Origin of the sequence: Lentisphaera marina (genome assembly GCF_028745505.1) — a bacterium.
GTDB classification, from domain to species: Bacteria; Verrucomicrobiota; Lentisphaeria; order Lentisphaerales; family Lentisphaeraceae; genus Lentisphaera; species Lentisphaera marina.
The window spans coordinates 1,625,618-1,639,101 of sequence record NZ_JAQZZL010000001.1 but is presented as its reverse complement, the minus strand read 5'-3'; the positions used below and the strand labels follow the sequence as shown (position 1 = coordinate 1,639,101).

Sequence of the window (13,484 nt, the reverse complement as noted above, 5' to 3'; positions counted from 1 at the left end):
AAGTCTGGAAAATTAGGCTTCCACGGCCTTCTGCTCAAGATCCAAATCTTTAGCTTCTTCTTCCTCCGCAGGGTACATATCCCAAAGCGTTAAGCCCGTTAAATCTCTCTTCTTTCCGGGAATAATAAAACTACTAAAATAACCAAAAAACAGACAGCTTAGAGTTGAGAATACCGCAAATGAACACCAGTGAATCGTACTGTAATTCTTCAGCAAGAGCGAAACTATAATACTCGCCGCAACGCCAACAACTGCACCACCACAATTGGTGCGCCGAGTGAATATACCTAGGATGGCTACACCGATAAAACCTCCCGATAAAACCGCACAAATTTCGGCCCAAACTTGCATTAGTGCCGGTGTATCGATTTTAGACAAAATTAAAGCTGAACTGGTCCCTATGGCACCTAACACAAAAGTCGATAATTTCATAAGAGTTAAAGCTTTCTTTTCATCAGGATTTTTACTAAAGCGCTTATAAAAATCTTCAGATATGAGTACCGCACAGCTATTCATGCTACTAGATAGTGTTGACATGGATGCCGCAAAAAGCGCTGCAATAATTAAGCCCACTAACCCCACAGGTAATTGTTGAACAATAAAGAGCGGAACCATGCTATCGTTCTTCATCATCACATCCATCTTTTCAGGGAAAGTCGCAAAGTAAGCAAATAAACTCAAGCCGGCAAACCCCGCAAGAACGGCAACAACAATACTGCACGCCGTCATTGCTCCAGCCAACTTTGGCACATCTTTTTCTGGGGTACAGAGAATACGCTGCGCCAAGGACTGATCTGAGACAAAATTCATTTGCACGATGATCGTATTTAAAGCAAAAAATATAAATAAGGGCAAGGACATATCACTGCTAAATAAAAATGCATTGAGCTTGTGGTTTGCATGATTAACTTCATAGAAAGTCGTAAAGCCCTCTGGCAAAGCCCATATCCCAAAGATGGCAATAATTAATAAACCAAGGAGCATCATGCCCCCCTGCATAACGTCTGACCAAATAACCGCTTCAAAACCACCAAAACAAGTATACAAAGTCGTTAAGCCCCCCATTAACAAAATACTCAACATTATATCTAGGCCTGTTACAGCACTAATTGCCAAAGCAGGCAAAAGCATAACTACGCTCATTCTTCCTGCCAACTGATATGTGATGTTCTGAATACTACCAACTATGCGTAAACTCTTTCCAAAGCGCAGTTCCATGTATTCAAAGGTAGAGGTGATTTTCAAACGTCTGAGTAAGGGATAGGTCAGATAAGCTGAAACAAAGAAAGCGGGAATAATCAACAGCACACCACTTACGTGAACCAAACTAGTGGCCGCGACCAAGGCTGGAATCGCCATAAAACTTATTGAACTCGCCGCAGTGGCAAACATCGATATTCCCGCCGCCCACCATTTTACTCCACGGTTACCAAGTGCGTATTCCTCTGCTGTATCCTGTTTCTTGGCAAAAAAGACACCGATACCCGCCATAATGATAAAGTAAACAACAATTACTGCGTAATCTAAAAACTCTAGACTTTTGACAACCCTCTGAACTTTTATGTGCACTGCCTTATTTTGTAATTCCCCTTTAGGATTGCGACCTCCACACAATAGGTAGTTATCCTTCTGCTTAATTAAAAAAGCATGACTTCTAGGCTCCATGTCAACAGACTCAGTCATCCATGTATTACTCATATTGTGATAAAAGTAAACCTTCTTTGATAGCTCACTCTTGTCATTTGATTTAATGCTCTCTCCACCAAGTAATAAAATATGAGATTGCCCCAATTTAGCTACACAGTTATTTGATAAAGTTTGAGGAATTGGCGCTAATTTCCGCCAGCCTTTCTTGGTCTGCCCATCAATCGGAGCAAGACGAAATCCCATAACATTATTAGTACTTAGGCCCACACCTGCTTGATTAAAAACTTTACCTCCAATGAGCAATAGTTCTTCAAAACCTTCGATGACACTGGGGGAATACACTGCCTCAGGTAGATCCTCTAGTTTTTCCCAGCTGGGAATTTCTGCAGAGAAATTATAACGAATCGCTTTCTTCGAGGCTTCATTAGCGTAAACAGATTCTAGTCCACCACAGACATAAAGCGCTCCTTTGAAAACACCCGCACCTGCATTCAAAACCCCATGGGGCATGTCTGGCAGAGAATTTAGTTGCAGCTTATCTCCCACTAGACTCAAGTCAAAAACTTTTTTACTCTGCTGGCCTGCGATAACACCACCTACAATATAGATCTTATCCACACCCTCGGCATAGGCTGCAAATTTGGGCAATTCCGTGAAACTTTGGTCTTGCCAGGTATTATTTTTTTTATAAGAGATTGTGTTATTTTCAGGATCTATAAGAACTGGCTTTTCGCCAAGCTGATATATTAGGGAGTTTTTACTGAGTGAATTAAAACTAAAATTAGATCGCTCAATAATTAAATGTTGCTCTGCCGCATTTAGCGGAACAAAACAAATTAGACAAAGCAAGAAGCTTAGTTGTTTATAAAATTTACTCATATATTTACCCTATCAATTAATCATTATACCTTGTATAAGCCCCCGTAGCTAAAAAAGAAAAAAATGGCTATACAAAAAGCTTTAAGTTTTATTAAAAATACATATTATCATACATTAATCTGCTAGTGCCATTAGTCAATAACTAAGGACAAAGATTAAGTGATTTCATTGAAAAAAATTAGCTCTGATCATCCAGCGCGTCGGGCTGAGTTCTTCTTCTAGTGAGAGAAGCATTTTACGACCTTCGCAAATCTCTTTGATAAACTCATCCAAAAAGTCTGGCTTTTCATCCGACAAATCCAAGTCACCAAAATCCTTATCGCCGATAATCATGCGTGTCCGTCTCCCCGCATCACAACTTTCAATCATTCCCTTTGTTCCAAAGATCCTTAGCATTTCATTTCCCCAGTTACCCATTCCAGGGTTATGAAGGTAATTAGCTATACAGGAATAAAGTCCTCCATTCTCAAGCCTACCGCTGAAATTAGCTGCCATTTTTAGCTCTGAGTTTTTGCGTACTTCGCCAAGTGTACTTGTTTGGCAATGAATATCTTTGATCTTTTGCTCAGCCACATGCTCCACAAAACGTACGGCATGGACACCAACTTGAGCTACTAGACCTCCATCCACTTTTTCGTTCCGAGGTCGCCAATCTGCATAGGGATAGGATTTCTGAGCTAGAACCTGAACCACTTCTCCAATCTGGCCACTTTGCACAATCTTGCGCATGGACCAGTAAGGTTCTTCCCAAAGCGTACCCGCCATCTCGTGGAAGAGTCCCTTTGACTTTGCAGCACTCGCAATAATTCTATCTAAATCTTTTTCACTTAGAGCACAGGGTTTTTCTGCATAGACATGTATGCCTTTATCTAAAGCGCGCACAGCTAAATCAGCCTGTTCTGAACGATATTCTGAACATAAACTAATCATCTCCACACCATAGTCGTGGATTATTTTTTCATAATCATTTTCAAGCTTGGCTTCAGAGTACTTTTTCAAAAGATCTCTTTCTGCGGACTCCGCAATAGAACCAATTACCACAAGCTCAAATTCTGGATGTAATTCTAGATCTTTATAAATCTGATGACCATTATCTCCCCAAAGAGCTAATTTAATTTTCTTCACTAATCATTAAACCTTTTGCGCAGCTTAGCGATTTCTTGTTGAACGACGCCAAAAACATATTTCTTTTGGTAATTATTGTCCAACATGCCATAGGCAAAGGTTCCCGATCCACGATTATACCAACGCCAATGCATAGGCACACGACAATCCATCAAAGCCCAAGGTACATAACCCACTATTTCCTCATGGTCATGGTAGGTAGCATAGGCCTCTCGCAAGATTTTTTCGTGACGTACTGGGTGACCAAGATCAGTCTCCGGCCTATCAGTTTCCTCTGTAGTTGACATGGAACCAAACTCCGTAATCATAAGTGGCTTATTAAAGCGCTTGAGCATATCTACAAATTTCTGTGTCGCAATGGGGTTATCTCCTGGATTGGAAACATAGAGATTCGCCCCCAAAACATCCATCAATTCATAAAACTCGTCAGGATGGCCTGGATGCCAACTTTCTTTGGCAATTTCCGTGTCAAAGTGATCTCCTGCATCTGGAGTCCAGTCCTTATTGGCTTCAGTTTTCCTGTGACCTGAGTCAGCTGAACTGATTAGGCGACTTGGATCGAGTTCGCGAATTTGTGTACATGCTTTCGTCCAGTAGGGATAATTGCCTGTCGTTAAGTCGCTATTTGAACCCGCCGCAGTTCCATCTCCAGCACATTCATTGGAAACTGACCAAAAAATCAAAGATGCTCTATTCCAGTCGCGTAATACAGTCTCCCTCATCATCCCAAGTGCTATACTCAATTGAGGCTCTTGATGTACATTAGGTAACCAATATACAGGAACTTCTTCCCACCAAAGCATGCCGGCGCGATCCATCGCCTTGCCAAACTCTTCCGCATAAGGGTAATGAGCGCATCGCAAAAAGTTACAACCCAATTCACGTGCTTTTTCAAGCATAAGTTCAATACCCTCAGCTGTGGGAACGCGACCTGTATCAGGGAATTCGGAATGCACAGCCACGCCATAGAGTCGAATTTCTTCTCCATTGAGAAGAATTTTCTCACCCTCAGTTTTGATTTCGCGATAGCCAATCTCATCGTTTAGTTCTTCTGTGGCAGTCACAATACTCGTATTATAGAGCTTCGGATTTTCTTGGTCCCAAAGTTCAATCTGTGAAGGCTCTAAAACAAATTCAAATTTTTCTTTTTCGCCGACTTTTGCAGAAGCCTTATGACTCAAAGCCAATTCATCAATTTTAAACTCGTAATCCAAAGTCGTTTCACCTTCAGTTGACTGCGCAAATATCTCAACCTGAATTTTAACCTTATCATCTTCTAAAACTGTCTGAGTTCTAAAATTCTCTATATAGCTCTTTGGCACAAAAATAATTCTAACCGAACCCGTGAGACCACCGTCATTATTCCAATCGGTGCGAATGCCAGGTACGCGATCCTCCTGCATGAAATTATCGATCAGCACAAATATACGGTTATTGCCTTCTTGAAGTAAATCTGTCACCTTAAATTGAAAAGGAGAATAAGCCCATTCGTGATTCCCCACATGTTCACCATTTAAATAAACCTCTGAGCGATAGGTCGCACTATCAATGCACAAAAAAGCCTCATGGCCAACGGGGATTTCGTTGACGTCGAAGTCACGTGCATAGTTAGCATGGCCATCGTACCATTTAAGCTCCTCAAATTCCTTTTTCCAAGTTGACGGTACCTGCGTATCCCACATGCCATCCATATTGAAGCAAGGGAAAAAACCTGAATTATCCCCTTCTTGTTTCCACCAGGATTGCTGTCTGCAACGTTGGTAAGGATCTGGATTAAACTTCCAAGTTCCATTAAGGTCGATAAACGAATTTCGAGTTTTAAACATAGTAATAATTCCTTTTTAACTTGACTTATGCATCATCAATTAAGTCTACTTTAAAATCTATAATAATAAATATAGAATACTATATAACATACAAAATGATTTGACAATGTATTTTGATGTATTTTATTAAAATAATAAAAAGCAGTTCTTCAATAGATAAAACCAAAAGCTCATCAATCCCATGATTACAAAATATAAAAACCCTATCCTCCCAGGTTTCTACCCCGACCCAAGTGTTTGCCGAGTTGGCGATACCTTTTACATGGTAACAAGCACTTTCGAATACTTTCCTGGTGTACCTATTTTTAAAAGTAAAAACCTTATTGATTGGGAACAAGTCGGCCATTGCCTCACCCGTCAAAGTCAGCTCGATCTAATTAACTGTAAAGCATCGGGTGGTATCTATGCCCCGACTATTCGTTACCATGAAGGACTTTTCTACATGGTGACTACGGATACAACTGGCATCGGCAATTTTTACGTCACTGCAGAGGATCCTGCTGGAGATTGGTCCGACCCCATAAAAGTTCCTCAAGGTGGAATCGATCCATCTCTCTTCTGGGATGATGATGGTAAATGTTACTTTGCATCTAATTACCTACACTGGAACAATCGACAAGGCGTATACTTAAGGGAAATGAACCCTAAGACTGGTGAGTTACTTGGAGATGAACCGACCTTCATGTGGGGTGGCACAGGTGGAAAATACCCAGAAGCGCCACATACCTACAAGAAAAACAATTGGTATTACCTCATAATAGCAGAAGGTGGCACCGAGTTCACTCACGCTGTCACCATGGCTCGTGCTAAAGAAATAACTGGCCCTTATGAACCCTGTCCGCACAATCCAATTTTAAGCCATAGAGGAAGCTCTCTTCCCATTCAGTCAACGGGGCATGCTGAGCTTTTTGAAGACCAAAATGGTCAATGGTGGATGGTCTGCCTCGGCGTCCGTCACTCCCAATACCCATTTATCCACCACCTTGGCCGCGAAACTTATCTCGCTCCAGTGAATTGGGATGGTGAATGGCCACAAATCCAAGGGGATTTCCTTCAGCTTTGTATGGATGTCCCACAACTCCTGCCCGCTCCAGTCGCCAAACAAAATAAGTTTGAATACACCGACAACTTTGCTGATCACGAACTCGATCTCGGCTGGAACTTTAGACGTAACCCAATCCCAGGGAGCTGGTCACTTGAAAGTCAGGGCCTGCGCCTCAAATGTTTAAAGCCTGCGCTTGATTCAAACCATCAACTCAGTTGGATTGGGCGCCGTCAACAGCATTTTGATAGTCAAACTGAAATCAATATGAGCTTTGACCCTAAAAACTTAGAGGAAGCCGGCTTAAGCGTAGGTATGAATGAAAATCATTGGCACGCAATTGCAATACACGCAATAGATGGCAAACGATTCATAACTTTGAAACGCGCTCTCGGATCTATACGTCTTGAAGTTAATTCAGTACAAATCCCTGCAGGTGGAGAAGTAAAGCTAAAAATCATTAGCAATGATATTTGGTACATATTCTCCGCGGAAATTCAGGGCAAAACTTACGAACTTGGTCAAGCTGAAGTCCGCCATATAGCTACAGAAGTAGCAGGTGGTTTTACGGGCGTCTACACAGCCCTCTACGCAAGTTCAAATGGTGCGAAATCCGCAAACTCAGCTCTCTTTCACAGCTTTAGCTACAAAGACATTTCAACTCGTGCCCATGATGATCGCTCTATAGTTAGTATGGTTAATCCAGACCTAGTGGCTACTAACATTGCTTTATAATTTCAATTAGGACCGAAAATGTTTAATCACGACCTACTCAACCCTGCACTTCATGAACTACTCATGCGTGTTCGCCACACCAACACAATCATCATCTCCGACAAAGGCTTTCCTTTCTGGCCGGCGATCGAAACTATTGATATCTCTTTAGCAGACGATCAGCCCTCTGTACTGCATGTTCTCAAAGTCATCTTACCCCACTTTACTGTAGGCAAATGCTGGATGGCCGAACAATTTAATTCATGGAATGAAGAAGACATTAAAAATTCTTTTAATGAAGTCCTCAAAGACATATCAAGGGAGTTCGAAGATCATGATGAGTTTAAAAAACGCGTACCGCGAGCTATTGGCTTAATTCGTACTGGTGGCACAGCTTCTTACTCAAATATCATACTCGAAAGCGCCTAAACTTTTATTCAACTAAAAACTTTATCGCATTAGTTAATAGTAACCGCATTTCAGGGAATTTTTTATACTCGATGGGATCATGTCCCAAGCTTGAATAAAAGACTCTCCCTTTCCCCCATCTTTTTACCCACGCAACCGGCATTTCAACCTCCTGATTTTCATAAATATAAGCAGTCTCAGCCTCTATAGACGGATCGACTAACATATAATACTGCTCAGTATTGACGATAAACTTTGTAGGAATTCCCGAACAAGTAGCATGATCTTTTTGAGTAAGCCTTACTTCGTATTCACCTACGTAAGGGTGACCAAGAAATTGACCTCCAATCATCCACTGATAATTTAGACTGGAACGAAAAGCATCTCCCGCGCCTACATGAACACGCACTAAGTTTACACCTAATCTCACTACCTCAATAAGATTGTTTTCCTGTTCCTCCGTGATCTCGCCCATAGTCCCATTTGGCATAATTAGATCAAACCTTTTAAGGTAATTTAAATCGCCGAAAAAATCTAAAGTTCGACTATGAACAACCTCCATTCCCCGTTCATGAAAGTGTCCCTCAAAAAAATCGGCAAATTCATATGGCTTATGACCTGACCATCCAACTGACAGTATGAAAAAAATTTCATCGCTAAATACCGAAGAAATTTATTTGCAGTAACGTATCTTGATTAACTTAAATAAAACAGCTTCCTTCTGATGTTTCTTAATTTAAAAGCAAAAAATTCATCAGTCAGATAATATTTTTGAAACGAGCTTAACTGCACTACTAGAACAATTCTAAAACTTGCTTACTCCACAAAAGTATGATTAAACATCGACGACTTCCCCTCTTCAAATAATGAGGTCATTCAACATTAGTCAGGTGATGGACAAAATAGCCAAAAAGCTTGCAAAACTAAATATGATTATTTAATCACAGTTAGAGTCTACTTCATTTGCTAATAAACTTATATATATTTACACACAATTAGACACGCTTTAGCTACATAGCTTCAGATTGATTAGGTGGATTGACTTGGAGTGTCGCTTCGCTCCCTTGCCTATAAAACCACACAGATCAAGGCTTAGACTAAAAAATAAGCCGATCTATATTTTCTTTAAACTTAGTGTAATGTAAACAAAAAAATCTAAAATAGAATTTAATAATGAGTAAATTATATATTGTTTCGGGTGCTAACGGTTCTGGAAAAACTACTTTTTCAAAAAAGCTAACACAAGAGTTAAATATCTATTTTTTAAATGCAGACGAAATAGCGAAAGAAATTGACCCCCACAATACTACTGGTGGGGAAGTAGCGGCAGGTAAAATATTTTTTAAAAGACTACAAAAACTGCTTAAAGGAAATGAGTCTTTTGTTTTAGAATCTACACTATCTGGTAAATACCTAGAAAAAATCATCTCTAAAGCAAAAGAGAATGGTTATTCAATTGAATTAATTTACATTTTTTTAGAAAACCCGACAGTTTGCATAGAACGAATTAAGGAACGAGTTCTTAATGGAGGACATCACGTTCCTGATCAAGCTGTAATAAGAAGGTTTTATCGAAGTAAAAACAACTTTTGGAACATATATAAAAATGTTTCTGACAGGTGGTTCCTAATTTATAATTCTGAATTAATATTTAAAGAATTTTGTATAGGATCTAAAGATAATTACACAATCAACGACAACTCAATTTTTAACGATTTTATGAAAGACGTGGAGTTATAATTATGAATAAAATAAATGATCTAGAGCTATACCAAGAAGCATTCTTATTTCAAAAAATTGGTAATGAAGCTGTAAAAGAAGCTATACAAAATAACGTAAAGAAAAATATTGCATCTGTATTCTCTAAAGATGGAAAAATTTACTACAAATTACCTTCTGGAGAAATCACTCAAAACAGTCCCTTCATTACCAAAACATAATTCTAGATTCTGTACTTCTAGTATCAAACTTTAAATTGGTACAGTAAGACAAAAAAAGGTTGCAAAACTACCCATAAAGGGATCAGTTTTATGCTTAGATGATTGTCTGGGGGGCATGGTGTCGCAGGTTCAAATCCTGTCGTTCCGACTTTGCAAATCAAGCACTTACAGCAATGTAAGTGCTTTTTTTGGCTCAAAAAAAAGCATGCAAAACTACATAGGTAATCCAATTATGTATATAAGAAGGTGGATCACCATAATTATTTTAATTGTCTAATTCATTTACCATGAAGTTAATAGATTTAAAATTTCACTAAGTTTTTTTCAACTTTACGAGCGTAGACGGAGTAGATGGCGATTAGGGTGAAGCAAATGATCTGAACCGTGTAGCCGGCTTGGTTTCCTTGCTGGTTATAGGTATCGGAGCTTTTGAAGGTGTCGATTATTGCGGCCTGAATAAATGGGAATACGGCTCCGCCAGCAATGCCCATGATAATACCGGAACCTCCTAGTTTAGTATCTTGGCCTACGTCGGTAAGTCCAAGTCCATAGATTGTTGGAAACATCAGTAACATACACCCTGAAATACCCACCACGGCAATGCAACCTGCCATCCCTCCTGCGAAGACCGCAATAGAGGCAAAGACTACTGCCATAAAAGCAAGAGCTTTCATAATTGTTGCTGGACTAAAGGCTTTCATCAAAGCAGTGGTGATAAAGCGAGAAACCGTAAATAAAATCATTGAATAAATCATGAAGTTAGAGGCTGTAGACTTATCACTAACTCCTATCCCTGCACTCATGACATAATCAATTATATAAGTCCAGGTACTCACCTGGGCTCCAACATAAATAAACATGATCGCAACTGAGGCCATGTAGTTTTTGTTTTTACTGAGTCGACTAATAGCCTCAGAAAATTTACCAAAGCTCTCTTCCGCGTGATGTTTGGGGAATTTCTTAAGTAGTATAGTTGCTCCCACTGCAAAGCCAACAATTCCTACAATTACGTAGGCCATGACAACATAAGAAAGATCATTGATTTTTATCTGTTTAAGCTGCTCGAGAGTCATTATCGCCTTTTCAGCTTCGGTTGTTTTATCGAGATTAGCGAGAATGACATACTTCCCCAGTAAAATACCTGAGATACAGCCTATGGGATTAAATGCCTGTGCGAGATTAATGCGTCGAGTTGCGGTTTCCGCAGAGCCCATGGAAAGAATGTATGGTGCACATGATGTTTCCAGAAAGGCACAGCCTGCCGCAAAGACGAAAAAGGCGATTAAGAAAAAATTAAAATCGAGTGATTGTGCTGCCGGATAACATAAAAAGGCTCCGCTGGCATAGATAAAAAGCCCCGCAATGACACCCGTTTTATAGCTAAACTTTTGAATAACTAAGGCTGCAGGAATAGCCATGCAAAAATACGCGATATAAAAGGCAAATTGAATTAACGAAGCTTGCATAGTGCTAAAACTCATAACCTGCTTAAAGGTCGAAACCAGGACATCGGTCATATTGTTGGCGATGCCCCAAAGCGCAAAACAACTGGTAATCAATACAAAAGGCAATAGCATTTTTTTAGGTACGACGGGCTCCCTTGATTGAAAACTTTCAGGACTTTCATCAGTAAATTCTACATCTGCCGTAGATACATTTTCATTCATTTAATTAATCTCCCATATGTAAAATAATATTAAATATCAGAGTGCTTATTGAGCACACTGCTTTGCGTTATTCGCAAAGTAAAAAGTGAATATAAGGTATACATCCACTTGCCAAAGCATGTGGATTTCTTAGCTAATTAGTCCTCGAAGTTTTCCACTAAAGGAAAATCACCAATGGCATTAAGCACCCACCAGGAACTAGTTCCGCCACTATCATTATTTCCAGGAATGCCATGAGGTCCAGGCTGAAATTGATACTTCATAACGGCATCAATAACTTCCTGAGTTCTTTCTGGCTTACTTGACCATTGATAGGCAAAAGGTGCTTCCATATCGCACTCGTTATTAAGACCCTCGAAGCGGAATTTACGCAGTTGACGAGGGAAGCCTTCTACACCCTCAGGAGAAACCGTACCATCTTCAATATCTTTGAAACCAAAGAAGGTATCCAAAAGCTCTGTGAACTTTTCTTTCCCACCTGCAAGTTTAACGCGCTCCTCCATATTGAAATGCGGACGGAATGAATAATTCCAATGAGTCCCTTCGTAGTACTCGCCCTCTTTGAGTAAACCACTGTCTGAATTGTAAACCTTCTTCCAGATATTGCGGTGATCTGCATATTTATTATAAACAGCATTCATACCCTCACCTTTGGCAATAAAACAGATGGCTGCAAATGCTGACGACACATCGAGAGTATGGGTATTTGATAGCCCCTCAGCATGACCATTTTTAAGTATTTCCTGAACGCGATCCATCTGAGCAAACTTTTCAGCATTCTTCAGCGAACGTTTCCAGTCAATATCTCCAAGTTTGTCTTTGTGTCTGTAGGCGTACGCGAGTGCCACCCACTCCATTCCTGTGCACTGTCCGTCAAATTTCTTCATATTTTTAGGATCACACTTCTGGTAACCACAAGGGAAATAACCGTGGGCATCCATGGCATTGATCATACCCTTGATTACTTTTGAAGCGTATTCCGGATAATATTTTACGAGTAGAGGAATTTGTGTTTTGTATACATCCCACAGAGTAGAAAAGTCTGTGACAAAAACTTCATCTTCCCAAAATGGGCTCTCATTATCGCAAATGGAGGGTTTTACTAATGAGTGGTAGAGATTGGAATAAAAGAGCCTTTTATCACGTTCATCCTTACCTTTATAGTCAAATCGCGTAAGGCATTTCTGCCAAGTTAATTCTGCTTGAGACCTGGCTTCATTAAATGATGAAGGAGCCTTCTTAAGATTGGATTTTGCCTGCTCAACAGATCTGAATGAAAAGGCAATTTTCAATTCAACATTAGACCCTGATTCTACATCAAATACATAATCCAGGTAAAACATGCGACAGTTCTTTCTTGTGAGTTTATTAATTTTAATTTCTGCCTGATCTAAAGACTTATCGGGATCAGGATTTGGGATCTCAACTTTGCTCTTCTTCTTATTATTTTTACTACGTTCGGGTCTATCTCCAATGACGTGATAGAAGGAACCATTTTTAAAAGGCACACTGGATTCAAGCGCAAAATAATAATTGAAACCCACATGATTGAATTCACCGCTTAAAAGTGTCTTACTTTCTTTCTGTGCTTTTACATTGCGAACATTATCCTCACGAATATCCAGACCACCTTCTGAAAAGTCAATTGAAATTTGTGCGCTCTCCATATTCGCAGGGATATGATAACGATGAAAGCCAACTTTTTGCGAAGCCGTTAATTCCACCTTCACATCATTTTCAGCTATAGTACAGTTGAAATAACCGGGATGAGCATTTTGCTCTTTCATTTTGAAGCGAGCTTTACGGTTCTCTTTGTTATAGTTTGTGGTGGGACTTACTCGAAGAAAATTATAATAAATACCTATTGTTCCGGTACCAGATTGCTGCATGTGAGTAAAGCCATAAGCAGCATCTTTGTACTTATCAAAGTACTGGGCTTCACCTGTAAATGTCTTCTTATTTGCCCCGTAACCAGTGGGATATGAGCCAGTGTACGGAATAATTGATACCATCCCAAATGGCATTTGCGGCCCAGGATGCGTGTTCCCCTGTTGAGCTTTTTCCCAATTCCAGGTTGCAGCTACACCTTTTGCAGGAGGAATGTCTGTGCCGGCATTGCCATAAAAAGGGTCAGCATATTTTAGGGCATCATGAAGCTTATTCTGTTGCGCACTTAAGCTCAATAGACCAATCATCATAGAAATCAGTAAATATTTAAAATTCATTGTGGTTTGTC

At 39.9% G+C, this 13,484-nt stretch carries 10 protein-coding genes; 4 read left to right on the top strand and 6 right to left on the bottom strand.

The window, feature by feature from the left end; all coding sequences use genetic code 11:
- Nucleotides 1-12 precede the first annotated feature (12 nt).
- From PQO01_RS06780 to PQO01_RS06770, 3 genes are all read right to left on the bottom strand, one after another.
- A complete protein-coding gene (locus tag PQO01_RS06780; protein WP_274313273.1) occupies nucleotides 13-2,526 on the bottom strand; it encodes a sodium:solute symporter in 2,514 nt (837 codons plus the stop codon).
- 165 nt (nucleotides 2,527-2,691) lie between these two features.
- The gene (locus PQO01_RS06775; protein ID WP_274313272.1) at nucleotides 2,692-3,651 is read right to left on the bottom strand and encodes a Gfo/Idh/MocA family protein; all 960 of its coding nucleotides are present in this window, start codon (nucleotides 3,649-3,651) and stop codon (nucleotides 2,692-2,694) included.
- Nucleotides 3,651-5,477: a glycoside hydrolase family 2 TIM barrel-domain containing protein gene (locus PQO01_RS06770; RefSeq protein WP_274313271.1), complete on the bottom strand. Its 1,827-nt coding sequence runs from the start codon at nucleotides 5,475-5,477 to the stop codon at nucleotides 3,651-3,653. Before PQO01_RS06770 ends, PQO01_RS06775 begins: the two co-directional genes overlap by 1 nt.
- 181 nt (nucleotides 5,478-5,658) lie before the next feature.
- On the opposite strand from PQO01_RS06770, the gene PQO01_RS06765 reads away from it, so the two are divergent.
- On the top strand, nucleotides 5,659-7,254 hold the full coding sequence (locus PQO01_RS06765) for a glycoside hydrolase family 43 protein (protein ID WP_274148597.1): 1,596 nt from the start codon (nucleotides 5,659-5,661) through the stop codon (nucleotides 7,252-7,254).
- A gap of 18 nt (nucleotides 7,255-7,272) precedes the next feature.
- On the top strand, nucleotides 7,273-7,662 hold the full coding sequence (locus PQO01_RS06760) for an RbsD/FucU domain-containing protein (RefSeq protein WP_274148595.1): 390 nt from the start codon (nucleotides 7,273-7,275) through the stop codon (nucleotides 7,660-7,662).
- Between the two features lie 4 nt (nucleotides 7,663-7,666).
- On the opposite strand, the gene PQO01_RS06755 is transcribed toward PQO01_RS06760, so the two are convergent.
- Nucleotides 7,667-8,278, bottom strand: a complete 612-nt coding sequence (locus tag PQO01_RS06755; RefSeq protein WP_274314063.1) for a ThuA domain-containing protein — start codon at nucleotides 8,276-8,278, stop codon at nucleotides 7,667-7,669.
- A 536-nt stretch (nucleotides 8,279-8,814) separates the two neighbouring features.
- Here PQO01_RS06755 and PQO01_RS06750 point away from each other — a divergent pair.
- Entirely contained in the window at nucleotides 8,815-9,381 is a 567-nt protein-coding gene (locus tag PQO01_RS06750) for an ATPase (RefSeq protein WP_274313270.1), read from the top strand.
- Between the two features lie 2 nt (nucleotides 9,382-9,383).
- Nucleotides 9,384-9,581, top strand: coding sequence for a hypothetical protein (locus PQO01_RS06745; RefSeq protein ID WP_274148590.1), 198 nt, complete (start codon nucleotides 9,384-9,386; stop codon nucleotides 9,579-9,581).
- Nucleotides 9,582-9,883: 302 nt separating this feature from the next.
- On the opposite strand, the gene fucP is transcribed toward PQO01_RS06745, so the two are convergent.
- A complete protein-coding gene (gene fucP, locus PQO01_RS06740) occupies nucleotides 9,884-11,248 on the bottom strand; it encodes an L-fucose:H+ symporter permease (protein ID WP_274313269.1) in 1,365 nt (454 codons plus the stop codon).
- Between the two features lie 137 nt (nucleotides 11,249-11,385).
- A complete protein-coding gene (locus PQO01_RS06735; protein ID WP_274313268.1) occupies nucleotides 11,386-13,473 on the bottom strand; it encodes a glycoside hydrolase domain-containing protein in 2,088 nt (695 codons plus the stop codon).
- Nucleotides 13,474-13,484 lie beyond the last annotated feature (11 nt).

Excerpts from the sequence above, each read along its gene's own strand:
- PQO01_RS06780 (WP_274313273.1), bottom strand. The coding sequence starts at position 2,526 with ATGAGTAAATTTTATAAACAACTAAGCTTCTTGCTTTGTCTAATTTGT.
- PQO01_RS06770 (WP_274313271.1), bottom strand. The coding sequence starts at position 5,477 with ATGTTTAAAACTCGAAATTCGTTTATCGACCTTAATGGAACTTGGAAG.
- PQO01_RS06765 (WP_274148597.1), top strand. The coding sequence starts at position 5,659 with ATGATTACAAAATATAAAAACCCTATCCTCCCAGGTTTCTACCCCGAC.
- PQO01_RS06760 (WP_274148595.1), top strand. The coding sequence starts at position 7,273 with ATGTTTAATCACGACCTACTCAACCCTGCACTTCATGAACTACTCATG.
- PQO01_RS06750 (WP_274313270.1), top strand. The coding sequence starts at position 8,815 with ATGAGTAAATTATATATTGTTTCGGGTGCTAACGGTTCTGGAAAAACT.
- PQO01_RS06745 (WP_274148590.1), top strand. The coding sequence starts at position 9,384 with ATGAATAAAATAAATGATCTAGAGCTATACCAAGAAGCATTCTTATTT.
- fucP (WP_274313269.1), bottom strand. The coding sequence starts at position 11,248 with ATGAATGAAAATGTATCTACGGCAGATGTAGAATTTACTGATGAAAGT.
- PQO01_RS06735 (WP_274313268.1), bottom strand. The coding sequence starts at position 13,473 with ATGAATTTTAAATATTTACTGATTTCTATGATGATTGGTCTATTGAGC.